The organism is Roseateles sp. T103 (genome assembly GCF_057219915.1).
This window is the reverse complement of record NZ_JBXVVS010000002.1, coordinates 69,001-92,165: the sequence shown is the minus strand read 5'-3', so window position 1 is coordinate 92,165 and position 23,165 is coordinate 69,001. Positions and strand designations below refer to the sequence as shown.

The window sequence follows — 23,165 nt, the reverse complement described above, 5'->3', positions numbered from 1 at the left end:
CGGGCAATGCGAGTGCGATGACGGACGAAAAGGCCATTGTAGAGTTAGCCGCCTGGCTGCAGACCGCGCCAGGGCGTCATCTGCTGCAATGGGAAAACGAGCGGCTCGACGCCGCCGTGGCCGATGTTTTCGGCTTCCATGCGCTGCAGCTCGGCATGCCCGAGCTTTCGGGGCTGCGCGCCAACCGCATGCCGCATCGCTGGCTGGGCTTGGAGCAGCATCAGGCCGACGAGGCCTTGGCCAATCCCGCCGTGGCCCTGTTGTGCGACTTCGACGCGCTGCCCTTCGAATCGGCCAGCCTGGATCTGGTGCTGCTGCCGCACACGCTGGAGTTTGCCCCCGACCCGCACCACACCTTGCGCGAGGTCGAGCGCGTGCTGCGTCCGGAAGGGCGGGTGGTGATCACCGGGCTCAATCCGGCCAGCGCCTGGGGGCTGCGGCAGAATCTGGGCCATCTGGTCGGGCGCCTGCCCCTGCGCGACAGACCACCCTATCTGCCCAGCGTCGGCGAGTTCATCGGCTACTGGCGCCTGCGCGACTGGCTGCGCCTGCTCAGCTTCGATGTCGAGGCAGCGGACTTCGGTCTCTATGCGCCGCCGCTGCGCAGCGAGAAGTGGCTGCGTCGCTGGGACTGGATCGAGCCGGTAGGTCGCCACTGGTGGCCGGTGCTGGGTGCGGTGTATTTCATCGTCGCGGTCAAGCGCGTGCATGGCATGAGGCTGGTGGGCCTCAGGCGTGCGGCCAAGTCGCGCGTCAAGGCACGCGCCGCCGTGGCGCTGAATCAGCACCGCATGGCCCTGCTGCCGGCGCCGCCTGCCCAGCACCAAAGCAACGAACGAAGCAAAGAACCCAGCGCATGACCCAGTCCCACGCCGAACACACTGCCGCTCCTGCCGCTCCTGCCGCTCCTGCCGCCAAGCGGCCCGCGATGCCCAAGCCCACGGTGATCGTCTACACCGATGGCGCCTGCAAGGGTAATCCGGGGCCAGGCGGCTGGGGCGCCTGGCTGCGCTCCGGCGAGCACGAGAAGGAACTGTTCGGCGGCGAGCGCAGCACGACGAACAACCGCATGGAGCTCACCGCGGTGATCGAGGCGCTGGCCTCGCTCAAGCGCAGCTGCAAGGTTGCCGTCTACACGGACAGCGAGTACGTGCGCAAGGGCATGACCGAGTGGATGAGCGGCTGGCAGCGGCGTGGCTGGAAGACGGCCGACGGCAAGCCGGTGAAGAACATGGAGCTCTGGCAGCGTCTGGATGCGCTGCGCAAGCTGCATGAAGTGGACTGGCACTGGGTGCGCGGACACACCGGCGACCCGGGCAACGAGCGAGCCGACGCGCTGGCCAACCGCGGGGTGCCCGGCTCTTGAAGGTGTCTTGTGCGCATTGCGCGCAACTGACGCCATCCAAGCGGCCAAAGCCGTGCTTGATGCCCTGAGGGCCGACGTCGGTGGCTCTTCGCCGTTACAGTGCGCGGTCTGGCGCAATGCCAAGCAGAAGAGTAGAGGCTCATGAAACTGCATCGTGTGGTGGCCGTGGTGGCCATCGTGGGGCTGGGTGGACTGGCCTATTGGTGGCAACACAAGCCGGCAGCGCGCGGCGAGGCTGCAGCGCCCGGTGCGCCGGCCGCGCCCTCGCGCGCTGGCGGGCCGGGTGGTCCCGGTGGCCCTGGCGGCCCGGTGACGGTCGAGGCCGGAAAAGTCGAGCAGATGGCGCTGGCTGACGACGCCCAGGGTGTGGGCACGCTGCGGGCGCGTCAGGCGGTGATGCTGCGTCCCGAGGTCAGCGGTCGCGTCGTCAAGCTGGGCTTCGCGGACGGACAGCGCGTTGCTGCAGGCCAGCTGCTGGTGCAGCTCGAGGACAGCCTGCAGGCGGCACAGCTGCAGCAGGCGCAGGCCCAGGCCGACGTTGCGCGCACGCAGCTGCAGCGCAACCGCGAGCTGCTCAGCCAAGGCTTCATCAGTGCCAGCGCGGTGGACCAGGCCGAGGCCACGCTGAAGGTGGCTGAGGCGCAGGTGGCGCTGAACAAGGCGCAGCTGCAGCGCATGCAGGTTCGCGCGCCGTTCGCAGGCACGGCCGGCATCCGGGTGGTGAACCTGGGCGACTATGTGAAGGACGGTGCCGATCTGGTGGCCGTCGAGGACAACTCGGCGATGTGGGTGGACTTCCGCTTGGCCGAGCGCTTCATGCCCCGGCTGAAGATCGGGCAGGAGGTCGAGGTGGTGTTGGATGCGCTGCCCGGCAAGGGCTTCAAGGCGCGCATCGAGGCGCTGGACACGCAACTGGATACGAACGGTCGCTCGATCCTGGTGCGGGCTCGCCTGGTCGGCGACACCGGCGCGCTGCGCTCCGGCCAGTTCGCCCGCGTGCGCGTGGTCTTTGCGTTGCGCGAGCAGGCCCTGGTCGTGCCCGAGGAGGCGCTGGTACCGATGGGCGGTCAGCAGTACGTGGTCAAGCTGGTGCCCGGGCCGGAGGGCAAGGGGCTGGTGTCGCAACGCATCGAGGCCAAGCTGGGCGTGCGCGTGGCAGGCAAGGTCGAACTGCTCGAGGGTGTGAAAGCCGGTGATCTGGTGGCGACGGCCGGGCAGGGCCGCCTGATGCGCGGTCCGGCGCAACCGGTCAAGTTGGTGGACTTGTCGGCCCGCGCCCCGGCTGCTCCGGCATCGGCGCCGGGTCGCGCCGCAAGCGCCGCCTCGCGCTGAGGGAGGCCAGGCGATGCGTATTTCCGAGATCTCGATCCGCCGTCCGGTCTTCGCGACGGTGATGTCGCTGCTGCTGCTGCTGGTGGGCCTGGTGTCCTTCGGCAAGCTCAGCCTGCGTGAGTACCCGCGCATCGACGAGCCGGTGGTCACGGTCAGCACAAGACTGGTCGGCGCCTCCTCCGAGGTCATCGAGTCGCAGGTGACTAAGCCGCTGGAGGATTCGATCTCCGGCATCGACGGTGTGGACATCCTCACCTCGATCTCGCGTTCCGAGCAGAGCCAGATCACGGTGCGCTTCAAGCTCGAGAAGAACCCGGACGACGCCGCCGCCGACGTGCGCGACCGCGTCGCGCGCGTGCGCGGCCGCCTGCCCGAGGCGGCGGACGAGCCGGTGGTGGCCAAGGTCGAGGCCGATGCCACGCCGACGATCTGGCTGGCCTTCACCAGCGAAACGCTCAACCCGCTGGAGATCACCGACCTGGTCAACCGCGTCGTCAAGCCGCGCCTGCAGACCATTCCCGGCGTGGCTGACGTGCAGATCGGCGGCGACCGCAAGTACGCGATGCGCATCTGGCTGGATGCCGACCGCCTGGCTGCCTACAGGTTGACCGTGCAGGATGTCGAAGACGCGCTGCGCCGCCAGAACCTGGAGGTGCCGGCGGGACGCATCGAGAGCGTGCAGCGTGAGTTCAACGTCACCGCGCGCACCGACCTGAACACGGTGGCGCAGTTCGGCGAGGTGGCGCTGCGCCAGGTGAACGGCTACACGGTGCGGCTCAAGGACGTGGCGCGCATCGAGGAGGCAGCGGCCAGCGAGCGCTCGCGCGTGCGCCTGAACGGCGTCCCCTCGGTCTCCACCGGCGTGATCCGCCAGGCTACCGCCAATCCGCTGGAGGTCTCGGCCGGCGTGCGCGCGATGCTGCCGCGCATCCAGGAAGACCTGCCGGCCTCCATCGTGGTGCGCCCGGCCAATGACAACTCGGTCTTCATCGACCGCTCGATCAAGTCGGTCTACCAGACCATCGCCGAGGCGGTGGTGCTGGTCGCGCTGGTGGTGTTCGTCTTCCTGCGCACGCTGCGCGCCTCGTTCATCCCGCTGGTGACGATTCCGGTCAGCCTGATCGGCAGCTTCGCGCTGATGGCGGCGGCTGGTTTCACCGTCAACACGCTGACGCTGCTGGCCCTGGTGCTGGCCATCGGCCTGGTGGTGGACGATGCCATCGTGGTGCTGGAGAACATCTTCCGCCACATCGAGGAGGGGCTTGAGCCCTTCCAGGCGGCGCTCAAGGGCGCCAAGGAGATCGGCTTCGCGGTGGTGGCGATGACGATGACGCTGGCGGCGGTGTTCGCGCCGCTGGCCTTCACGCCCGGTCGCACCGGGCGGCTGTTCACCGAGTTCGCGCTGACGCTGGCCGGCGCCGTGATCGTCTCGGGCTTCGTCGCGCTGACGCTGACGCCGATGATGTGCAGCAAGCTGCTGCGCCACAACCCGAACCCGACCCGCTTCGACACCGGCATGGAAAAGGTGCTGGTCTGGATCAGCGATCGCTATGCGGCCGTGCTGCGCATGGCGCTGCGTCACCGCTGGTTCGTCGTGCTGGTGATGCTGGCCTCGGGCGCGGGCAGCTGGTGGCTGTTCAGCAATGCCAAGTCCGAGCTGGCGCCGCAGGAGGATCGCGGTGTGATCTTCATGCCCATCAGTGCGCCGGATGGGGCGACGCTGGACTTCACCGCGCGCTATCTGGATGCGATCGATGGCATTGCTGCCAAGTATCCGGAGTTCGATCGCCGCTTCATGTTCCTGGGCGGTGGCCAGGTCTCGCAAGCCACCGGGATCCTGCGCACGGTGGACTGGTCCGAGCGCGACATCAGCACCCAGGACCTGGCCCGCAAGCTGCAGCCGCAGCTGAGCCAGCTGCCGGGCGTGACCGCCTTCCCGGTGACGCCGCCCAGCCTGGGGCAGGGCTTCCGCGAGCGGCCGATCAACTTCGTCATCGTCAGCAACGACAGCTATGCCAACCTCGCACGCGTGACGCAGGAGTTCATGGCCGCGATGGCCAAGAACCCCGGCTTCGTCTCGCCCGACAATGATCTGCGGCTGAACAAGCCGGAGATCTTCCTGGAGGTCGATCGCGAGCGCGCGGCCGATCTGGGCGTCAGCGTGGACCAGGTGGCGCGCACCGTCGAGACCATGCTGGGCGGCCGTGCGGTGACGCGCTACAAGCGCGATGCCGACCAGTACGACGTGCTGGTGCAGACCGATGCGCAGGGCCGCACCACGCCAGAGCACATCGACAAGCTCTTCGTGCGCGGCCGCAACGAGACCATGATCCCGCTGGCCAGCCTGGTGAAGGTGCGCGAGGCAGTGAGCCCGCGCGAGCTGAATCACTTCAACCAGCGCCGCTCGGTGTCGATCACCGCCAATCTGGCGCCGGGCTATGCGCTGGGCGAGGCGCTGCAGTTCATGGACAAGACCGCGCGCGACATTCTGCCGGTGGGCTATGCGACCGAGCTCAACGGCGTGTCCCGCGAGTACCGTGCGTCGAGCGGGGCGCTGGGCGTCGTCTTCGTGCTGGCCTTGCTGTTCATCTTCCTGGTGCTGTCGGCGCAGTTCGAGAGCTTCGTCGACCCTCTCGTGATCATGCTGTCGGTGCCGCTGTCCATGGTCGGCGCGCTCGCGGCGCTGCAGTGGAGCGGCGGCACGCTGAACGTCTATTCGCAGATCGGCCTGATCACGCTGGTGGGGTTGATCACCAAGCACGGCATCCTGATCGTCGAGTTCAGCAACCAGCTGCGCATCCAGGGCAAGAGCACGATGGAGGCGGTGGTCGAGGCGGCGGCGCTGCGCCTGCGGCCCATCCTGATGACGACCGGCGCGATGGTGCTGGGGGCGGTGCCGCTGGCGCTGGCGACTGGCGCCGGTGCCGAGAGCCGTCAACAGATCGGCTGGGTGATCGTCGGCGGCATGACGGTGGGCACGCTGCTGACCATCTTCGTCGTGCCCGTGGTCTACACGCTGTTGGCGCGCAAGCGCATTCCGGGCGAAATCAGCACGCCGGCGCTTGCGTCCTGAGCGTCAGGCGCGCGGCGCTGGGCGGCGGCGTGCCGTCGGCCAGCTTCAGCCGCCCGGCTTGGCCGGACTCTTGAATTCGCGCAGTCCGGCCAGATCGATCACCTCGATGCCGCGCCGGCTCACGGCCAGCATGCCGGCCGACTCCAGCCGCTGAAGTGCTGCGTTGGCACGCTGGCGCGAGACGCCGGCGAGCTGTCCGACCTCGGCCTGGCGCAGATCCAGGAAAGGACCCAGCTCGGGATACAGCTCGGGGTTGTAGAGCGCGGCCAGACTGCGCGCCACGCGCTCGGTCGCGTCGTGCAGGCGTGCGTTGCACAGCTGGGCGACGAAGCAGCCCATCCGCGCATTGAGCAACTGCTGCAGATAGTGGTTGAAAGGCAGGCTGGTGGCGCGCAGCCAGTCGAAGGTTTCGCGCGGCACCAGCGCCAGGCGGCTGTCGCGCAGCGCCACGCCGTCGTACTGCCAGCGCCCGCGCCTGATCAGCGTGCCCTCGCCGAACCAGCCGCCCGGTGCTGTGCCGATCAGCGTGGTCTCGCGTCCCTGGTCCGAGTAGATGCTCATCTTGCCGAAGCCGCTGATCAGGCCTATCCAGTACTCGGCCGGCTCGCCGATGCGCACGATGGCCTGACCGGCGGCGACGCTGCGCTCGCGACTGTCGGCGACGACGCGCGCCAGCTCGGCAGCGCCGAGATTGCGACCCCAGACCGAACGCTCCAGCATTTCATGCAGCTTCATGGCACCCATTCTAGGAAGGCCGGGCGCCTAGAATCCCCGCATTCCGTCAAGAAAGCCTTCTGCGAGATGAGCATCAAGAGCGACAAGTGGATCCGCCGCATGGCCGAGCAGCACGGCATGATCGAACCCTTCGAGCCGGGCCAGGTGCGCAACGCGCCGGACGGTCACAAGATCGTCAGCTACGGCACCAGCAGCTACGGCTACGACATCCGCTGCGCGCGCGAGTTCAAGGTGTTCACCAACATCCACAGCACCGTGGTCGACCCGAAGAACTTCGACGAGAAGAGCTTTGTCGACGTGGAGAGCGATGTCTGCATCATCCCGCCCAACAGCTTCGCGTTGGCGCGCACGGTGGAGTACTTTCGCATCCCGCGCAATGTGCTGACCATCTGCCTGGGCAAGAGTACCTACGCGCGCTGCGGCATCATCGTCAACGTCACGCCATTCGAGCCCGAGTGGGAGGGTTATGTGACGCTGGAGTTCAGCAACACCACGCCGCTGCCGGCCAAGATCTACGCTGGTGAGGGCTGCGCGCAGGTGCTGTTCTTCGAGAGCGACGAGGTCTGCGAGACCAGCTACAAGGACCGCGGCGGCAAGTACCAGGGTCAGCGCGGCGTGACGCTTCCCAAGACTTGAGCACAAGGCCCCAGCGAGGGCAGGAATAGGGGGACTTCGCCCCCCTTTTTCGTGCTCAAGTTTTGCGCCGAGGCGGCAAGATGCTCGACATACCAGTCCACTGCCTGGAGTGTCCGATGATCGTTCCGCTGCATTTGCTGCCAGAAGGCACCCACATCGTGCCGACGCTGCCCGACTTCGGCGCGAACCTGGGCGTCACGGTCGAAAGCCTGGACCTCGGCATGCCGGTGGCTGGTGCCGTTTCCCTGCCGGAGCTGATGGAGTTGCAGACCCTGCTACAGGCCGAAGGGCAGAGCCTGCAGCCCACCCGCATGCTCTACGACCGCCTCTATGCGCTCGAGCGCCTGGCCGCGGCGCATGCCTGTGCCAATCCGCTGCTGCGCGAACGCGCCCTGCGGCTTTTCGATCGCTACCAGCAGGCCGGTGAGTGGATCGGATTGGTGCACTGAGCGCGCCCTCCGACCCCTGCTGCACCCGCCTCGACGCAGCCTGATGGGTTTGCGGGTCGCATGACGAAGCCCTGCGATGCAGGGCTTTTGTTCGTGGCCGCCCGTCTGATTCGGAGGGATTCAGACGGCACAGAGCCAGTCGCAGCGCAGCCGGCCCTGGCGGTGGAGCAATTGCCGCGAGCGCACATACAAGTGCGGCAGCAGGGTCGCCAGCAGCAGGGCGGGCAGCAAGAGCCAAGCCTGCAGCATCAATGTGCCCGGCAGCGCCACCCATCCGACGACCCAGGCGCTCAGAATCAGGTTCCAGGCCTCCAGCTCGACACGATGCTGCTCGCCGTGCAACACCAGCCAGCGCTTGATCTGTGCGAGTTGCTTGAGCGTCATGCTGCACCTCGGTGTCAGTTTGGTGTCAGCCACTATGACGCATCTGCGCCTCGTCCGCCAGCCGAAATGCGGTCGTCCAGCCCTGCAATCAGGTGTTTGCGGCGGGACTTGTCATCTTGGCTACACATTGGCTGAGGACACTCCGCCGCTGCCGCAAGGCGATGTCCGGGCTTCATTGGCATCGAACTTGCAAATCGGCTCACGGTCGACTGGCGGTCAACGGAATGGACAATGGTGGCAGCCATAAGCGGGTGCCGCGCACAAGTGGGTAGTTTCTCGGTGTTGGAAATTTCCGATCCCAAACGTTTGCACTCGGTTGGCTGCTAGATTCACGTACAACGGCCCAGACTGGGCGCGGCATGCCTTTCTCTTGTTGGAGTCATTGAAATGAACAGCAACTACTCTCTCTTCGCGAGAACCGCCCTGGCAGCGGCGACGGCGATCGTCGCCGCCGCTCCAGCTCTGGCGCAGAACACCACCGCGGCGATCGGCGGGCGCGTGGTCGGCACCGACGGCAAGCCCGTGGCTGGCGCCAGCGTCTCCATCGTGCATCGCGAGTCGGGTTCGGCCAACACCGTGGTGACCGATGCGGAAGGTCGCTATGCGGCGCGCGGTCTGCGCGTCGGCGGCCCCTACACGATCACGGTCGTCAAGGGCGATGCCCGCGAAGCTCGTGACGGCGTGTTCCTCGCTCTGGCCGAGAGTCTGAATCTCGACCTGCGTCTGGGCGCCCAGCAACTCAGCGCCGTGACCGTCACCGGCTCGAGCGCGTCGCTGGGTCGTTTCAACGCAGGCGCGACCGGCGCCGGCACCAGCCTGGGGCGCCAGGAGATCGACGCCTATGCGTCCATCGCGCGCAATCTGCAGGACTACGCCCGTATCGATCCGCGCCTTGCGCAGACGGACAAGGAGCGTGGCGAAATTTCCGCGCTGGGTCAGAACTCGCGCTTCAACTCGGTGACCATCGACGGTGTGCGTACCAACGACACTTTCGGTCTGGAAGCGAACAACCTGCCGACGGCCAAGCAGCCGATCTCGATCGACGCGATCCAGTCGGTGCAGGTGAACCTGTCCAACTTCGATGTGACGCAGCAGGGCTACACCGGCGCCAACATCAACGCCGTCACCAAGTCCGGCACCAACGACCTCAAGGGCAGCGTCTACTACGTCTATCGCGACGACGGTCTGGTCGGCCAGCGCTTCAACCGTGCCAACAGCACGAAGTTCGACGTTGCACCCTTCAAGGAAACCACCGTGGGCGCCACGCTCGGCGGTGCGCTGGTCAAGGACAAGCTGTTCTTCTTCGCCAGCGTCGAGGAACTCAAGAGCAACCGTGCCCAGCCTGAATTTGGCCCGGTCGGCTCTGAGCTGACGAACGTCGCCATCTCGCAGTCGGCCATCGACCAGCTGAAGAACCTGGCCAAGAGCCAGTACGGCATCGACGTCGGCGATCCGCGCGGCGAATCGCTGCTCAACGTGAAGGACGCGCTGCTCAAGCTGGACTGGAACATCAGCGACAAGCACCGCGCCAATGTGCGTTTTGCCCGCACCGAGCAGAGCGAGACCAACGGCGGCAGCTTCGGCGGCTACAGCACGACCAGCCTGCAGCTGACCTCGGCTTGGTACCAGCAGGTGAAGACGCTGGATACGGTGGTCGCTCAGTTGTTCTCCGACTGGACGGACAACTTCTCCACCGAGCTGAAGGTCTCGAGCCGCGACTACAACAGCGTGCCCGAGAACAACGCCAACCTGCCGGCGATGGCATTGCGCTTCACCGGCCCCGCGCCTGCCGGCTCGCCGGCGGGTGTCAACACCGGCACGCGTTTCCTGAACTTCGGCACTGAGCGCAGCCGTCATTTCAACGAGCTCGACACCAAGACCACCAACGCCTACTTCGGCGCAAACTGGCTGCTGGGCGACCATGAGCTGAAGTTTGGCGCCGACATCGAGCGCAACAAGGTCTTCAACGCCTTCTTCCAGGACACCAAGGGCAACTACACCTTCGGGTGCGAGAACTCGTCGGCCACCTTCACCTACAGCTTCGGTGCGATCAACTGCAGCACCGCCACCGCGGCGCAGATGGAAGCTGCGGTGCTGGAGAACTTCCTGCGCGGGCGTCCGTCGAGCTTCACCGTGCAGGTGCCGGTGGCCGGCACCACGCTGGCCCAGGGTGCTGCACGTTGGACCTTGGACACGACCGGCCTGTTCCTGCAGGACACCTGGACGGTGAACAAGCAGCTGACCGTGACCGCCGGCGCCCGCGTGGACCAGCTCTCCACCTCGGACAAGCCGACCTACAACGCCGCCGCTGCTCAGCCCTTGGTGGCCGGCAGCGTCACCGGCGCCAGCACCGTCGCACGCAACACTGGCGGCTTCGGCCTGGACAACTCGCGTAGCGTGGACGGCGAGAAGCTGGTGCAGCCGCGCCTGAGCTTCAACTACGCCTTCGATCCGGTTGAGAAGCGCAAGTCGCAGCTGCGCGGCGGCCTGGGCCTGTTCCAGGGTGCAGCTGCCAACGTCTGGATTTCGAACCCGTACTCGAACACCGGCCTGGCCACACGCATCATCTCTTGCGGCACGTCCGGTTTCAGCGCCTGCCCGGCCACCGGCGGCGTGCTCAGCGTCGATCCGAACAACCAGCCGACCAACTTCACCGGCAACCAGCCGGCGGCCAACGTGGACTTCCTCGCGCCCGGCATGGGTCAGCCCTCGGTGTGGAAGTTCAATGTCGCCTACGACGCCGAGCTGCCCTGGTTCGGCCTGGTGGCTGGCGCCGAGTGGGTGCACACCAAGGTCAACAGCGGCATCTACTACCAGCACCTGAACCTGGGTGGCGCCACCAAGACTGGCGTGGATGGTCGTCAGATGTTCTGGATGCCCCAGGCCTACAACCCGGCCTGCTGGAACACCAGCGGCTCCCTGTCGACCAGCGGCGCCTGCTCGGGCTCGCGCGCTCGCGCGCTCAGCAATGCGGCCTACAACAACGTGCTGATGGCTTCCGAGACCAAGAAGGGCGGCGGCGACGCGATCACGCTGTCCTTGTCCGGTCCGGTTCGGAACGGCTTCGGCTGGCAAGTGGCCTACACGCGCACCGACGCGACCGAGGTGAGCCCGCTGACCTCGTCGGTGGCCAACTCCAACTTCAACTCGCGCGCAGTCTTCAACCCTAACGAGGACGTCGATGCGAACTCGGCCTATCTGGTGCGCGACCGTATCAGCGCTGCCGTCAACTGGAGCAAGTTCTTCGTCGAGAAGTACAAGACGACCGTCGGCCTGTTCTACGAAGGTCGCAAGGGCAAGCCGTACAGCTGGACTTACCTGAACGACATGAACGGCGATGGCGTCAGCGGCAATGACCTCATGTACATCCCGTCGGCACCCGGTGCCTCTGGCGTGGTGTTTGCCGGTGCCACCGCTGCCGACCGTGCTGCGGCGGAAGCACGCTTCTGGGACATCGTCAACGCCAGCCCGGAGCTGAGCAGCTCCAAGGGCCGCGTGGTCAGCCGCAACGGCAGCTTCTCGCCGTTTGTGAGCACCTTCGACCTGCGCCTGAGCCAGGAAGTGCCGGGCTTCACCAGCAAGCACAAGGGTGTGGTGAGCTTCGACATCCTGAACTTCGGCAACCTGCTGCACAGCCGTTGGGGCCGCATCAACGAGATCGGCTTCAACTCCGGTGGTGGCCAGCGTCGCGGCTTCGTGAACTACGCCGGCGTGGATGCCAACGGCAACTACGTCTACGCGGTGAACAATTCGGTGACCGACTACACCCTGCGTCAGGTCAAGGGCGAGTCGCAGTGGGCGATCCAGATCACCGCTCGCTACGAGTTCTGATCTCGGTGAACCGCGCCGCCTGAGTGCATCGCGCTCGGGCGGCAGGCCTGAAGAGAAGAGCGGCGCCACGGCGGCCGCTCTTTTTTTTTTCGCCCTATTGCTGCTGCTTGCGGCGCAGCTTCTCGAGCTCGCGCTCGAGCATGCGCTCTTCCATGCCCGCGCCTTGCAGCGCGATCAGGGTGACGATGCCGTGGATGGCCAGGCCCAGGCCCCAGCCGTAGAGCGGGAACTGGTGCCAGCGGTGGCCGCCGGTCCAGCCATTGAGTACGAACAATCCGACATTGACCAGCACGAAGACCAGCAGGTGGGTCAGGAAGCCCATCTTCAGGCCTACGCGGCGCTTCGCTTCCCGCATCAGGCGGCTGTCCTTGTCTTCCGGCTTGTCCATCATGTCCATGCTGCTTTCTCCCTGAAGAAATGACCGCGGCGGGTCGATGGCTTGCATGATCCCGCCGCCGACGCCGCCGCACCATCCGCAAGCGACGAACGGCAAGCCGGCGTCGCGAGGCGACAGCGCCGAGGCGCGAAGCGTTCGCGGCTACAGGCCCTTGAACTGCTGCGCATACATGCGACTGACCGCCAGCCGTTCTGGGCGCTGGCGCAGATGCAGCGTCAGCCGGCCGGACTCGTCGCGCAATGCGCGTTCCACAGCGTCGATGCGCACGATGGTGCTGCGATGCACCTGCCAGAACTGCTGCATGTCCAGCTGCGGCAGCAGCTCGCGCAGCGAGGCCCGCACCAGGTACTCGCGATCTGCCGTGAGCACGCGCACGTACTTGTCTGCGGCCTCGAAGTAGACGATGTCGGCGACCGGCACCATCTGGATCGCGTTGCCCGTGGCCACCTGCAGCAGGCGCAGCGGCTGCGGCTGCGCCAGCACTGCGGCTGGCGAGCCGGCAGCGCCCAGCCCGGGTGCAGCCAGCAGCTGGCGCAGCTGCGCCAGCATGCCGGCTTCAGCCGTGCCGCCGTCCTGGCCGCTGCGGCGCTGGCCCAGGGCTTCGCGCAGCCGGGCGCAGCAGCGCGCCAGTCGCTCGGCCTGCACCGGCTTGAGCACATAGTCGATGGCTGCACTGTCGAAAGCCTGCAGCGCGTACTGGTCATAGGCGGTGACGAAGACGATCAGCGGCAAGGGCTGGCCTTCGGGCCAGTCCTCCGCCAGCGCCTGGGCCAGCTCCAGCCCGGTCATGCCGGGCATGCGGATGTCCAGAAAGCAGATGTCGGGCTTGCGCCGCAGCGCGGCGTCCAGTGCCTGCGGTCCGTTGCCGGCCATCGCCACGATCTCCAGCTGCGGCCACAGGCGGCCGAGCTCCTGGCGCAGCTGCTCGGCGAGCAGGAGCTCGTCCTCGGCGATCAGGGCGGTGGCGTGCGGGTTTGCGGTGGTGTCGGCAGGGTTCATGGGGTGCTCTCGTGCGCTGGTGCCGCCAGCAGTCGTGGCAGTGTGATGCAGGCCAGGGTGCCGCCCTGCGCGTCGTCGGCGGCGCCGATCTCGAAACGGGCCTTCGGGCCGTACTGGGCCGCCAGCCGCGCGCGCACCTGGTCCAGGCCGAACTGCGTGCCGGTGCCGGCCCCGCCCGGATGGAAGCCGGCGCCGGTGTCGCGCACGCGCAGCACCAGCTGGTCTTCCTGCAGGGCTGCGCTGATGCGCAGCTCGCCGCCTTCCACATGCGGCTCAAGGCCGTGCTTGATCGCGTTCTCGACCAGCGGCTGCAGCAGCAGCGGCGGCAGGGTCAGGCCGGCCAGTTCGGGCGGCAGGTCGAGCTGGGGACGCAGCCGGGCACCCATGCGCACCTGCATCAGCGCCAGATAGTCCTTCAGCCGTGCGAATTCCTCGGCCAGCGTGTGGCTGCCGACGCGCGAGGCGCTGAGCGTGGCACGCAGGAAGGCAATCAGATGGTCCAGCATGTCCTGGGCGCGCTGCGGGTCCAGGCTGATCAGCACACGCAGGTTTGCCAGCGTGTTGAACAGCATGTGCGGTTCCAGTTGCGCTTCCAACAGGCGCAGCTGCGCCTCGGCCGCCTGGCGCTGCAGTGTCTGCGCGCGCGCCTCGGCCGCCTCGATGCGGCCGCGGCCGACGTAGTAAAAGGTCAGCGCGAAGCCCGGCAGCAGCGAGATCAGCATGATGGTCAGCGCACGGCGCAACGTGCTGTTGTGCAGGCCGGCCGACTGGTGGCCGGTCACCAGATTGGCCAGCTCGTTGCCCAGCGTGTAGCCGATCCATGTTCCGGCCACGAGGCTGAAGATCATGGCCGGCCAGCCTGGCCAGTCGGATGCGCGCGCATCGGGCCCGCGCCGCTGCGCCAGCAGCCAGCCGCAGCCATAACGCAGCCCCTGCACGCACAGCGCGCAGCTGACGCTGATGAAGGCGCTGTAGATCAGCGTCGGCCGCCAGGACTGGCCGAAGACGATGACCAGGCCAGTGCTGACGATCAGCGTGATGCCGGCCACGATGGCCAGCTGGCGCAGGATGTGGTGCAACCAGGAGTGAGTGCGGTCAGTTGCCGGGTTCATGCGAGACGGCGGAATGGAGGTTCATGTCGGACGCTTTGCTGGACCGGCCGGACTGTGGTGCCTCTGAGCTCCGCCTGCCAGCGGCATGCGACGAAGCCGCCTGCAGCGTCGTGAGCTGCAGGCGCAGGGCGTGAACGTCGAGGGCGGACGATGGCTGCGTTCAACGCCGCCGCGAGCCGCCGCCCAGCAGCGAGCCCAGCACGCCGCGCACGATCTCGCGCCCGACCGAGGAGCCGATGCTGCGGATCGCCGACTTGGCCGCCGCCTCGGCCAGCCCTTCGCGGCGGCCGCCGCGCGGGCCGGTGGAGCCGAAGAGCACGTCCTTCAGGCCGTCGAGCATGGCGTTGCCGCTGCCTTCGGCCGGGGCGGGTTGCTGACCCACTGGGCCTGCTGGGCCGGCCTTGGCGCCGCCGTTGCCCGCGGCAGGTGCGGCCTGGCCCGAGGCCGCGGCGCGGCCCTTGAGCTGCTCGTAGGCCGACTCGCGGTCCACCGCCTTCTCGTAGACGCCGGCGACCAGCGAGTTCTGCAGCAGCGCGGCGCGCTGCTGCGGCGTGATCGGGCCGATCTGGCTGCCCGGCGGCAGCACATAGGCGCGCTCCGTGATGCTGGGCCGGCCCTTCTCATCGAGCAGGCTGACCAGCGCTTCGCCGACGGCCAGCTCGGTGATCGCCGCCTCGATGTCCAGTCCGGGCTTGGGTCGCATGGTCTCGGCCGCCGACTTGACGGCCTTCTGGTCGCGCGGCGTGAAGGCGCGCAGCGCATGCTGGATGCGGTTGCCCAGCTGGCCCAGCACGGTGTCGGGGATGTCCAGCGGGTTCTGCGTCACGAAGTAGACGCCCACGCCCTTGGAACGCACCAGGCGCACGACCAGCTCGATGCGCTCGACCAGCGCCGCCGGTGCGTCCTTGAAGAGCAGGTGCGCCTCGTCGAAGAAGAACACCAGCTTGGGTTTGTCGAGGTCCCCCACCTCGGGCAGGGTCTCGAACAGCTCCGAGAGCATCCACAGCAGGAAGGTGGCATAGAGGCGCGGCGCCGCCATCAGCTTGTCGGCGGCGAGGATGTTCACCACGCCGGCGCCGCCCTCGGTCTGCATGAAGTCCGCGATATTGAGCATGGGCTCGCCGAAGAACTTGTCGCCGCCCTGGCTCTCGATCTGCAGCAGGCCGCGCTGGATCGCGCCGATCGACGCGGCGCTGACATTGCCGTACTCGGTGGTGTACTGGCTGGCGTTGTCGCCGACATGCTGCAGCATCGCGCGCAGGTCCTTCAGGTCCAGCAGCAGCATGCCGGCGTCGTCGGCGATCTTGAAGACCAGGTTGAGCACGCCGGCCTGGGTCTCGTTGAGCGCCAGCATGCGCGCCAGCAGCAGCGGGCCCATGTCCGACACGGTGGCGCGCACCGGGTGGCCCTGTTCGCCGAACACGTCCCACAGCGTCGTGGGGCAGGCCAGGGGCGTCGGCGGTTCGATGCCTCGGTCCTTCAACACTGCGAGCAGCTTCTCACTGGGCTTGCCGGCCTGCGAGATGCCGGTCAGGTCGCCCTTCACGTCGGCCATGAAGACCGGCACGCCGATCCTGGAGAAGTTCTCGGCCAGCGTCTGCAGGCTGATGGTCTTGCCGGTGCCGGTGGCGCCGGTGATCAGGCCGTGGCGGTTGGCCAGCGCAGGCAGCAGCAGGCACTCGGTCTCGCCGTGACGGGCCAGCAGGATGGGGTCGGCCATGGGTGCTCTCCAGGGGGACGATGTGTCGCCGGGTAAAATTGCGGCCAGTCTATCCAACAAACACCGAGGCGCCGGCCCAGCAGGGCCGGCTTGCGCTCGTCAGGAGCAGAAGCGAATGGCAGGTCATTCCAAATGGGCCAATATCCAGCACCGCAAGGGTCGACAGGACGAAAAGCGGGGCAAGGTCTGGACCCGGTTGACGCGTGAAATCATCGTCGCGGCCCGCCAGGGCGGCGGCGACGTGGCGATGAACCCACGCCTGCGTCTGGCCATTGACAAGGCCAAGGCCGCCAACATGCCGGCCGACAACATCAAGCGCAACGTCGACAAGGCCACCGGCAACCTCGACGGCGTGACCTATGAGGAAATCCGCTATGAGGGCTACGGCATAGCCGGCGCGGCCATCATCGTCGACTGCATGACCGACAACCGTGTGCGCACCGTGGCCGAAGTGCGCCACGCCTTCAGCAAGTACGGCGGCAACCTGGGTACCGAAGGCTCGGTGGCCTTCCAGTTCAAGCATTGCGGCCAGCTGGTCTTCGCGCCCGGCACCTCGGAAGACAAGGTGATGGAGGTGGCGCTGGAAGCCGGCGCCGAGGACGTGATCACCGACGAGGACGGTGCCATCGAGGTGCTGACCGCGCCGGGCGACTTCGAGGCGGTGAAGAACGCGCTGGAAGCCGCCGGCCTGAAGCCCGAGATGGCCGAAGTCACGATGCGTGCCGAGAACACCATCGAGCTGACCGGCGACGACGCCGCGCGCATGCAGAAGCTGCTCGACGTGATCGAGGACCTGGACGACGTCCAGGACGTGTTCCACAACGCGAGCATCGAAGCATGAGCCCCCACACTCGCATTCACTCGCTGCCCCCCGCGGGGGCGTCCGCCCTCCTTGGGACGGCCCAGCGGAGGTCGGCATGAAAGTCCTGGTGATCGGCAACGGCGGCCGCGAGCATGCGCTGGCCTGGAAGCTCGCCCAGGGCGAGCGCGTCAGCCAGGTCTTCGTCGCCCCCGGCAACGGCGGCACTGCGCACGACCCGCGGCTGAAGAACGTCGCACTGACGGACGTGAAGGCGCTGGCGGACTTCGCTGAAGAGCAGAAGATCGCGCTGACCGTGGTCGGCCCCGAAGCCTGGCTGGCGGCCGGCGTGGTGGACGAGTTCCGCGCCCGCGGCCTGCGCATCTTCGGTCCGACGAAGGCGGCCGCGCAGCTGGAATCGAGCAAGGCCTTCGCCAAGGACTTCATGAAGCGCCACGGCATCCCGACCGCGGCCTACGAGACCTTCAGCGATCCGGCCGCGGCCCATGCCTATGTGGACAAGCAGGGCGCGCCCATCGTCATCAAGGCCGACGGCCTGGCGGCGGGCAAGGGCGTGGTCGTGGCGATGACGCTGCAGCAGGCGCACGAGGCAATCGACTGGATCCTGGCGGACAACAAGCTCGGCGTCGTGCACAACGAGGGTGGCGCCCGCGTCGTGATCGAGCAGTTCCTCGAGGGCGAGGAAGCCAGCTTCATCGTGTTGTGTGACGGCAAGAACGTGCTCGCGCTGGCCACCAGCCAGGACCACAAGCGCCTGCTTGACGGCGACGAGGGTCCGAACACCGGCGGCATGGGCGCCTACTCGCCGGCGCCGGTGGTGACGCCCAATGTGCATGCCAAGGCCATGCACGAGATCATCGTGCCGACCATCCAGGGCATGGCCCGCGACGGCGTGCCGTTCACCGGCTTCCTCTATGCCGGTCTGATGATCGACGCCCAGGGCCAGCCGCGCACGGTGGAGTTCAACACCCGCATGGGTGACCCCGAGACGCAGCCCATCATGATGCGGCTGAAGTCCGACCTGTTCGAGGTGCTGATGCACGCCACCGACGGCACGCTGGATCAGGTCGAGCTGCAGTGGGACCGCCGCGTGGCGCTGGGTGTGGTGATGGCCGCGGACGGCTATCCGCTCAATCCGCGTAAGGGCGATGCGATCAGCGGCCTGCCTGCCGACAGCGAGGACGTGATGGTCTTCCATGCCGGCACGGTCGAGAAGGATGGTCAGCTGCTCACCTCGGGCGGCCGCGTGCTCTGCGTGACCGCGCTGGGCGAGTCGGTGCGCACCGCGCAGCAGCTCGCCTACGACACGCTGGGCAGCATCCAGTTCGATGGCAAGCAGTACCGCCGTGACATCGGCCATCGGGCCGTCAAGCGTTGAGCACGGTACTGCAGCAAGCGCCGCAGGCGGCATTGGCGCGTGCGCCGCGCCGCTGGCAAGGCACGCTGATCCCCACGCCCTCGCGCGGCAGCCTGATCGCCCGCGGTCTGCTGGGTCTGTTCGGCTGGCGCGTGCGCTTTGCCGGGCTGGCCGGCGCGCAGGGCGTGATCATGGTCTATCCGCACACCTCGAACTGGGACTTTGTCGTCGGCATCCTTGCCAAGTGGGCGTTGGGCATTCAGGTGCGCTTCTGGGGCAAGGCCAGCCTGTTCCGCGTGCCGGTCTTCGGGCCGTGGCTGCGCTGGCTGGGAGGCGTCGCGGTGAACCGCGGCAACAGCGGCGGCCTGGTGGCTGACACCGTGGCGCAGCTGCGCGCGGCGCGCGAGCGCGGCGAGATGTTCTGGCTGGCGGTGGCGCCCGAGGGCACACGCTCGCCGACAGCTGGTTGGCGCTCTGGTGCCTATCATGTGGCGCTGCAGGCCGGCGTGCCTATCGGCTTGGCGACGCTGGACTTCGGCCGCCGCACCGTGGCGCTGACCGACTACATCGAGCCCAGCGGCGTGGCCGAGGCCGACTTCGCGCTGATGGCCCAGCATCTCGACGGCGTGCGCGGCTGCCGACCGGAGTGCGCTGGCCCGGTTCGCCTGGACGACAGCAAGAACAACAAGAAGGAAAGGCAACGGAGACTGCAATGAATACCCAAGCGGTACGCGACTATCTGCTCGGCCTGCAGCGCGACATCGTCGGCGCGCTGGAACGCATCGACGGCCAGAGCTTCATCAGCGATGGCTGGGAGCGCGAGCCCGGCGGGCGTCTGGAAGGCGATGGCCTGACGCGACTGATCGAGAACGGCGCCGTCTTCGAGCGCGGCGGCTGCAACTTCTCGCATGTGCGTGGCCGCGTGCTGCCGCCCTCGGCCACGCAGCATCGCCCGGAGCTGGCCGGCGCGCCCTTCGAGGCCATGGGCGTCTCGCTGGTGCTGCACCCGCACAATCCCTTCGTGCCGACGGTGCACATGAATGTGCGCATGTTCGCCGCGCTGCCGGCCGGTGCGGCACCGGTGGTCTGGTTCGGTGGCGGCATGGACCTGACGCCTTACTACGGCTACGAGCGCGACGCCCAGCACTTCCACAAGACCTGCAAGTCTGCGCTGGACCCGCATGGCGAGCAGCTCTATCCGCGCTTCAAGGCCTGGTGCGACGAGTACTTCTTCCTGAAGCACCGCGGCGAGCCGCGCGGCATCGGCGGCGTGTTCTTCGACGACTACGCAGAGGGCGGTTTCGACGCGGCCTTCGCGATGCTGCGTTCGGTGGGCGACGCCTTCATCCCGGCCTATGCCCCCATCGTCGAGCGGCGCCAGGGCTATGCCTATGGCGAGCGCGAGCGCGATTTCCAGGCCTATCGCCGCGGCCGCTATGTGGAGTTCAACCTGGTCTTCGACCGCGGCACGCTGTTCGGCCTGCAGAGCGGCGGGCGCACCGAATCCATCCTGATGTCGATGCCGCCACTGGTGAAGTGGCGCTACCAGTGGGAGCCCGAGGCAGGCACGCCGGAAGCCAAGCTCTACACCGACTTCCTGCGCCCGCGCGACTGGGCGCACGAGCAGCCCAGCCACCTCTGGTTGTGAGCAAGACCGGTCTCTTCGGCGGCAGCTTCGATCCGGTCCATCTGGCCCATCTGAGCCTGGCGCGCTGCGCGCTCGATCAGCTGGGGCTGGACCGGCTGCTGTGGCTGCCGGCGGGGCGGCCGTGGCAGAAGCTCCAAGCTGGCACCGGGCGCGGCCTGGCCTCGCCCGAACACCGGCGCGCGATGGTGGCCCTGATGATCGCGGATGAGCCGCGCTTCGCGGTGGACGACAGCGAGCTGGAGCGCGATGGCGCCAGCTACACGATAGACACCGTGCGTGCGCGGCTGGCCCAGCATCCGGGCGAGGAGGTCTTTCTTCTCATCGGTCAGGACCAGTACGCCCGGCTGCACACCTGGCGCGAGTGGCAGGCGCTGCTGGGCCTGGTGACGCTGGCGGTGGCGGCGCGCGCTGACGCGGCGATCGCGCCCAGCGCCGAGGTTGCGGCCGTACCGCATCGCATGCTGCCGGTGGCAATGCCGCCCAGCGTGATTTCTTCAACAGCCGTGCGCGACGCCGCGTCGCGCGGCACAGACATCCGCCCCATGGTGGGCGATGCGGTCGCGGGGTATATTGCCCAGCACCGCCTTTACGGAGCCCCTGGTGGCTCACGGAGCGAGAACTGAATGGACATTCGTAAGCTGCAGCGTGCCATCGTCGATGGTCTGGAAGACGTCAAGGCCCAGAACATCGTGGTATTCAACACCGAGCAACTGTCGCCGCTGTTCGAGCGCGTGATCATCGCGTCGGGCACGAGCAACCGCCAGACCAAGGCGCTGTCGTCCAGCGTGCGCGAGACGGTGAAATCGCGCGGCATGCAGGTGATGCGCACCGAGGGCGAGGACAACGGCGAGTGGATCATCGTGGACTGCGGCGCCGCCGTCGTTCACATCATGCAGCCGGCCATCCGCGACTATTACCACCTGGAAGAGATCTGGGGCGGCAAGCCGGTCAAGCTCAAGCTCGGCAGCGACGAGCCAGCCAAGCTGGTCAAGGCCTCCGAGGACGCCAGTGCTGGGACGCCGGCCAAGAAGGCCAAGCCCGCCGCGACGAAGGCCGCTGCCGGTTCGACCGAGAAGAAGCCGAAGACGGCTGCGGCCAAGACCGCCGCCAAGCCTGCGGCAAAGAAGGCCGCGCCCGCCAAAGCGCCTGCGGCGAAGAAGGCTGCGGCCGGCGGCGCCAAGCCGGCTGCCAAGAAGGTCACCCGCACGGTGGGCGTGAAGAAGGCGGCGGCTGCGCCTGTCAAGACCGTCAAGGTCGGTGCTGCCAAGCCGGCCGCGAAGAAGACCGCAGTGGCGAAGAAGCCGGCCCCTGCTGCGAAGAAGTCCACCGCCAAGCCCGCCGCCAAGCCTGCGGCGAAGAAGGCAGCGGCCAAGCGCGGTTGATCCCGATCGATGCGGCTGTTGCTGCTGGCGGTCGGACAACGCCAACCCCGCTGGGCCGACGAGGCCTACGAGGACTTCGCCAAGCGTTTCCCGCCCGAGCTGCGCCTGGAGCTCAAGGCCGTCAAGGCCGAGCCCCGCGGCGCTGGCAAGAGCGTCGAGCAGATGATGGCCGCCGAGGCGCAACGCCTGGAGGCAGCCTGTCCCAAGGGCGCGCGGCGCCTCATCCTCGACGAGCGCGGCGAGCGCCAGACCACCGTGCAGCTGGCCCAGCGAGTCGAGCGCTGGAAGGCCGACGGCCGCGATGTGGCCATCTTCATCGGCGGCCCGGATGGACTGGACCCGGCGCTGAAGGCCACGGCCGACGAGATGCTGCGCCTGTCGGACCTGACGCTGCCGCATGCCTTCGTGCGCGTGCTGCTGGCCGAGGCGCTGTATCGCGCCTGGTCGGTGCAGGCCGGTCACCCCTATCACCGCGAGTGAGCGCATGAGACGGGGCACTTTTCAGCGCGTCTCGGCTCTGCTCGGCCTTGCGCTGGCGCTGGGCCTGGCCGTTGCGGCAGGCGTTTCGGCGCAGACGCCGGCGCGCCTGAGCGTGGCCGGCGACGTGGCCTTTCCGCCGTATTCCTATCTGGTGGCCGGCCAGCCGGCCGGCATCGACGTGGACATCTTGGCCGAGCTGTCGCGGCGCACCGGCATCGAGTTCGATATCCAGCTCGCGCCCTTCAAGCGCGTCATCGAGACCGTGCGCGATGGCCGCGTGGACGCCGGCATGGCGGTGCTGCGCAGTGCCGAGCGCGAAGGCTTCGCGATCTTCACCGGCGTACTGCACAACAGCACTTATGCGCTGTTCGTGCCGACGGGCAGCGCGCTGGCCTTCGACGGGCTGGACAGCCTTCGCGGGCGACATATCGGCAAGGTACGCGGCTTCTTCGTCAGCGAGGCTTTCGACGCCGAGGTGGCGTCGGGCCAGATCCGCATCACCGAGGCCGCCACCGCCGAGCAGAGCCTGCGCATGCTGGTGGCCGGCCGGGTGGACGCGATCTCCGGCCAGGTGGTGGTGACGCGCTACGTCGCGCGCGAGCTGGGTCTGGCTGACCGCATCCAGGCCCTGCCCAGGCCGCTGGCGCCGGATCGCCCGACCTATCTTGTCCTGTCGCGCAATTCGCCGCTGCCGGACAAGGAGTCGCTGGCGCAGCGTCTGCGGCTGGCACTGGAGGCGATGCACAAGGATGGCACGGTGCAGCGCATCGAGGCTCGCTACGCGCGCTGAGCCGTCCGCTGGCGCTGCTAGCATGCCCGCATGACCCTGATCTATCTTGCCTCGCAGAGCCCGCGCCGCCGCCAGCTGCTGGAACAGCTGGGTATTGCGCATGAAACGCTGCTGCCCGGCCCCGACGAGGACGCCGAGGCGTTGGAAGCGCAGCTGGCCGGGGAGTTGCCCGACGACTACGTGCGCCGAGTCACCGCGGCCAAGCTTGATGCCGCGCGCGTACGGCTGCGCCGACGCGGGCTGACCGCGCTGCCGGTGCTGTGCTCGGATACCACCGTGGCGCTGGGACGCGAGATCCTCGGCAAGCCCGCCGATGCCGACGAGGCGCTGGCGATGCTGCGTCGTCTCTCGGGCCACACGCACCGCGTGCTCACTGCGGTCAGCCTGGCCTGGGGCCACGAGGAGGCGCAGGCAGTCAGCGTCTCGCACGTGCGCTTCGCCGCCGTGCCCGATGCAGCGCTGCAGCGCTACGTGGCCAGCGGCGAGCCGATGGGCAAGGCCGGCGCCTATGCAATCCAGAGTTCGATTGCGGGTTGGATCGAACACATCGAAGGCAGTTATTCGGGCATCATGGGTCTGCCCTTGTTCGAGACGGCGCAGCTGCTGCGCCGTGCCGGCATCGACTGCTGAGCCGGGCGAGGGGCAGGGTGAGCA

At 67.8% G+C, this 23,165-nt stretch carries 22 protein-coding genes; 16 read left to right on the top strand and 6 right to left on the bottom strand.

All coding sequences use genetic code 11. The features are described 5' to 3' along the window. Positions 1-17 precede the first annotated feature (17 nt). From AC2EBS_RS06890 to AC2EBS_RS06875, 4 genes are all read left to right on the top strand, one after another. Positions 18-860, top strand: a complete 843-nt coding sequence (locus AC2EBS_RS06890) for a class I SAM-dependent methyltransferase (protein ID WP_484727662.1) — start codon at positions 18-20, stop codon at positions 858-860. Positions 861-928: 68 nt separating this feature from the next. After that, positions 929-1,366 (top strand): ribonuclease HI, encoded by a 438-nt coding sequence (gene rnhA, locus AC2EBS_RS06885; protein ID WP_484728297.1) that lies wholly within the window; start codon positions 929-931, stop codon positions 1,364-1,366. A 141-nt stretch (positions 1,367-1,507) separates the two neighbouring features. Continuing rightward, positions 1,508-2,698, top strand: coding sequence for an efflux RND transporter periplasmic adaptor subunit (locus tag AC2EBS_RS06880; RefSeq protein ID WP_484727661.1), 1,191 nt, complete (start codon positions 1,508-1,510; stop codon positions 2,696-2,698). Positions 2,699-2,711: 13 nt separating this feature from the next. Continuing rightward, positions 2,712-5,771 (top strand): efflux RND transporter permease subunit, encoded by a 3,060-nt coding sequence (locus tag AC2EBS_RS06875; RefSeq protein WP_484727660.1) that lies wholly within the window; start codon positions 2,712-2,714, stop codon positions 5,769-5,771. A 45-nt stretch (positions 5,772-5,816) separates the two neighbouring features. Here AC2EBS_RS06875 and AC2EBS_RS06870 read toward each other — a convergent pair whose 3' ends face one another. Then, the gene (locus AC2EBS_RS06870) at positions 5,817-6,506 is read right to left on the bottom strand and encodes a Crp/Fnr family transcriptional regulator (protein WP_484727659.1); all 690 of its coding nucleotides are present in this window, start codon (positions 6,504-6,506) and stop codon (positions 5,817-5,819) included. Positions 6,507-6,572: 66 nt separating this feature from the next. Between AC2EBS_RS06870 and dcd the strand changes: the two genes are divergently transcribed. Beyond that, positions 6,573-7,142: a dCTP deaminase gene (gene dcd / locus AC2EBS_RS06865; RefSeq protein ID WP_484727658.1), complete on the top strand. Its 570-nt coding sequence runs from the start codon at positions 6,573-6,575 to the stop codon at positions 7,140-7,142. 116 nt (positions 7,143-7,258) lie between these two features. Next, entirely contained in the window at positions 7,259-7,591 is a 333-nt protein-coding gene (locus AC2EBS_RS06860) for a hypothetical protein (RefSeq protein WP_484727657.1), read from the top strand. Between the two features lie 120 nt (positions 7,592-7,711). Here AC2EBS_RS06860 and AC2EBS_RS06855 read toward each other — a convergent pair whose 3' ends face one another. Further along, complete coding sequence (locus AC2EBS_RS06855; RefSeq protein WP_484727656.1) at positions 7,712-7,975, bottom strand: hypothetical protein; 264 nt, start codon at positions 7,973-7,975, stop codon at positions 7,712-7,714. 387 nt (positions 7,976-8,362) lie between these two features. Here AC2EBS_RS06855 and AC2EBS_RS06850 point away from each other — a divergent pair, with 387 nt between their 5' ends. Continuing rightward, positions 8,363-11,806: a TonB-dependent receptor gene (locus tag AC2EBS_RS06850; RefSeq protein ID WP_484727655.1), complete on the top strand. Its 3,444-nt coding sequence runs from the start codon at positions 8,363-8,365 to the stop codon at positions 11,804-11,806. Between the two features lie 94 nt (positions 11,807-11,900). Here the strand turns inward: AC2EBS_RS06850 and AC2EBS_RS06845 are convergent, their stop codons facing one another. The 4 genes from AC2EBS_RS06845 to AC2EBS_RS06830 form a co-directional block, all read right to left on the bottom strand. Next, positions 11,901-12,203, bottom strand: a complete 303-nt coding sequence (locus AC2EBS_RS06845) for a 2TM domain-containing protein (RefSeq protein WP_484727654.1) — start codon at positions 12,201-12,203, stop codon at positions 11,901-11,903. A gap of 141 nt (positions 12,204-12,344) precedes the next feature. Next, positions 12,345-13,202 carry a LytR/AlgR family response regulator transcription factor gene (locus AC2EBS_RS06840; protein WP_484727653.1) on the bottom strand — a complete coding sequence of 286 codons (858 nt, stop codon included), beginning with the start codon at positions 13,200-13,202 and terminating at the stop codon, positions 12,345-12,347. Then, positions 13,199-14,314 (bottom strand): sensor histidine kinase, encoded by a 1,116-nt coding sequence (locus tag AC2EBS_RS06835; protein ID WP_484727652.1) that lies wholly within the window; start codon positions 14,312-14,314, stop codon positions 13,199-13,201. The genes AC2EBS_RS06840 and AC2EBS_RS06835 overlap by 4 nt, the downstream gene beginning before the upstream one ends. Positions 14,315-14,474: 160 nt before the next feature. Next, complete coding sequence (locus tag AC2EBS_RS06830; protein WP_484727651.1) at positions 14,475-16,034, bottom strand: helicase HerA-like domain-containing protein; 1,560 nt, start codon at positions 16,032-16,034, stop codon at positions 14,475-14,477. A 115-nt stretch (positions 16,035-16,149) separates the two neighbouring features. Between AC2EBS_RS06830 and AC2EBS_RS06825 the strand changes: the two genes are divergently transcribed. The 9 genes from AC2EBS_RS06825 to AC2EBS_RS06785 all read left to right on the top strand — a co-directional run bounded on the left by AC2EBS_RS06825 (position 16,150) and on the right by AC2EBS_RS06785 (position 23,141). Beyond that, complete coding sequence (locus AC2EBS_RS06825; protein ID WP_484727650.1) at positions 16,150-16,875, top strand: YebC/PmpR family DNA-binding transcriptional regulator; 726 nt, start codon at positions 16,150-16,152, stop codon at positions 16,873-16,875. 76 nt (positions 16,876-16,951) lie between these two features. Continuing rightward, positions 16,952-18,232, top strand: coding sequence for a phosphoribosylamine--glycine ligase (gene purD / locus AC2EBS_RS06820; RefSeq protein ID WP_484727649.1), 1,281 nt, complete (start codon positions 16,952-16,954; stop codon positions 18,230-18,232). Continuing rightward, complete coding sequence (locus AC2EBS_RS06815; RefSeq protein WP_484727648.1) at positions 18,229-18,927, top strand: 1-acyl-sn-glycerol-3-phosphate acyltransferase; 699 nt, start codon at positions 18,229-18,231, stop codon at positions 18,925-18,927. The genes purD and AC2EBS_RS06815 overlap by 4 nt, the downstream gene beginning before the upstream one ends. Continuing rightward, positions 18,924-19,859, top strand: a complete 936-nt coding sequence (hemF, locus tag AC2EBS_RS06810) for an oxygen-dependent coproporphyrinogen oxidase (RefSeq protein WP_484727647.1) — start codon at positions 18,924-18,926, stop codon at positions 19,857-19,859. The genes AC2EBS_RS06815 and hemF overlap by 4 nt, the downstream gene beginning before the upstream one ends. Continuing rightward, positions 19,856-20,482 (top strand): nicotinate-nucleotide adenylyltransferase, encoded by a 627-nt coding sequence (gene nadD / locus AC2EBS_RS06805; RefSeq protein ID WP_484727646.1) that lies wholly within the window; start codon positions 19,856-19,858, stop codon positions 20,480-20,482. Before hemF ends, nadD begins: the two co-directional genes overlap by 4 nt. Then, positions 20,483-21,241 carry a ribosome silencing factor gene (gene rsfS / locus AC2EBS_RS06800; RefSeq protein WP_484727645.1) on the top strand — a complete coding sequence of 253 codons (759 nt, stop codon included), beginning with the start codon at positions 20,483-20,485 and terminating at the stop codon, positions 21,239-21,241. A 9-nt stretch (positions 21,242-21,250) separates the two neighbouring features. Then, complete coding sequence (gene rlmH / locus AC2EBS_RS06795; protein WP_484727644.1) at positions 21,251-21,721, top strand: 23S rRNA (pseudouridine(1915)-N(3))-methyltransferase RlmH; 471 nt, start codon at positions 21,251-21,253, stop codon at positions 21,719-21,721. Between the two features lie 4 nt (positions 21,722-21,725). Next, positions 21,726-22,511 carry a substrate-binding periplasmic protein gene (locus AC2EBS_RS06790; RefSeq protein ID WP_484727643.1) on the top strand — a complete coding sequence of 262 codons (786 nt, stop codon included), beginning with the start codon at positions 21,726-21,728 and terminating at the stop codon, positions 22,509-22,511. Between the two features lie 30 nt (positions 22,512-22,541). After that, complete coding sequence (locus AC2EBS_RS06785; RefSeq protein WP_484727642.1) at positions 22,542-23,141, top strand: Maf family protein; 600 nt, start codon at positions 22,542-22,544, stop codon at positions 23,139-23,141. Positions 23,142-23,165: the final 24 nt, after the last annotated feature.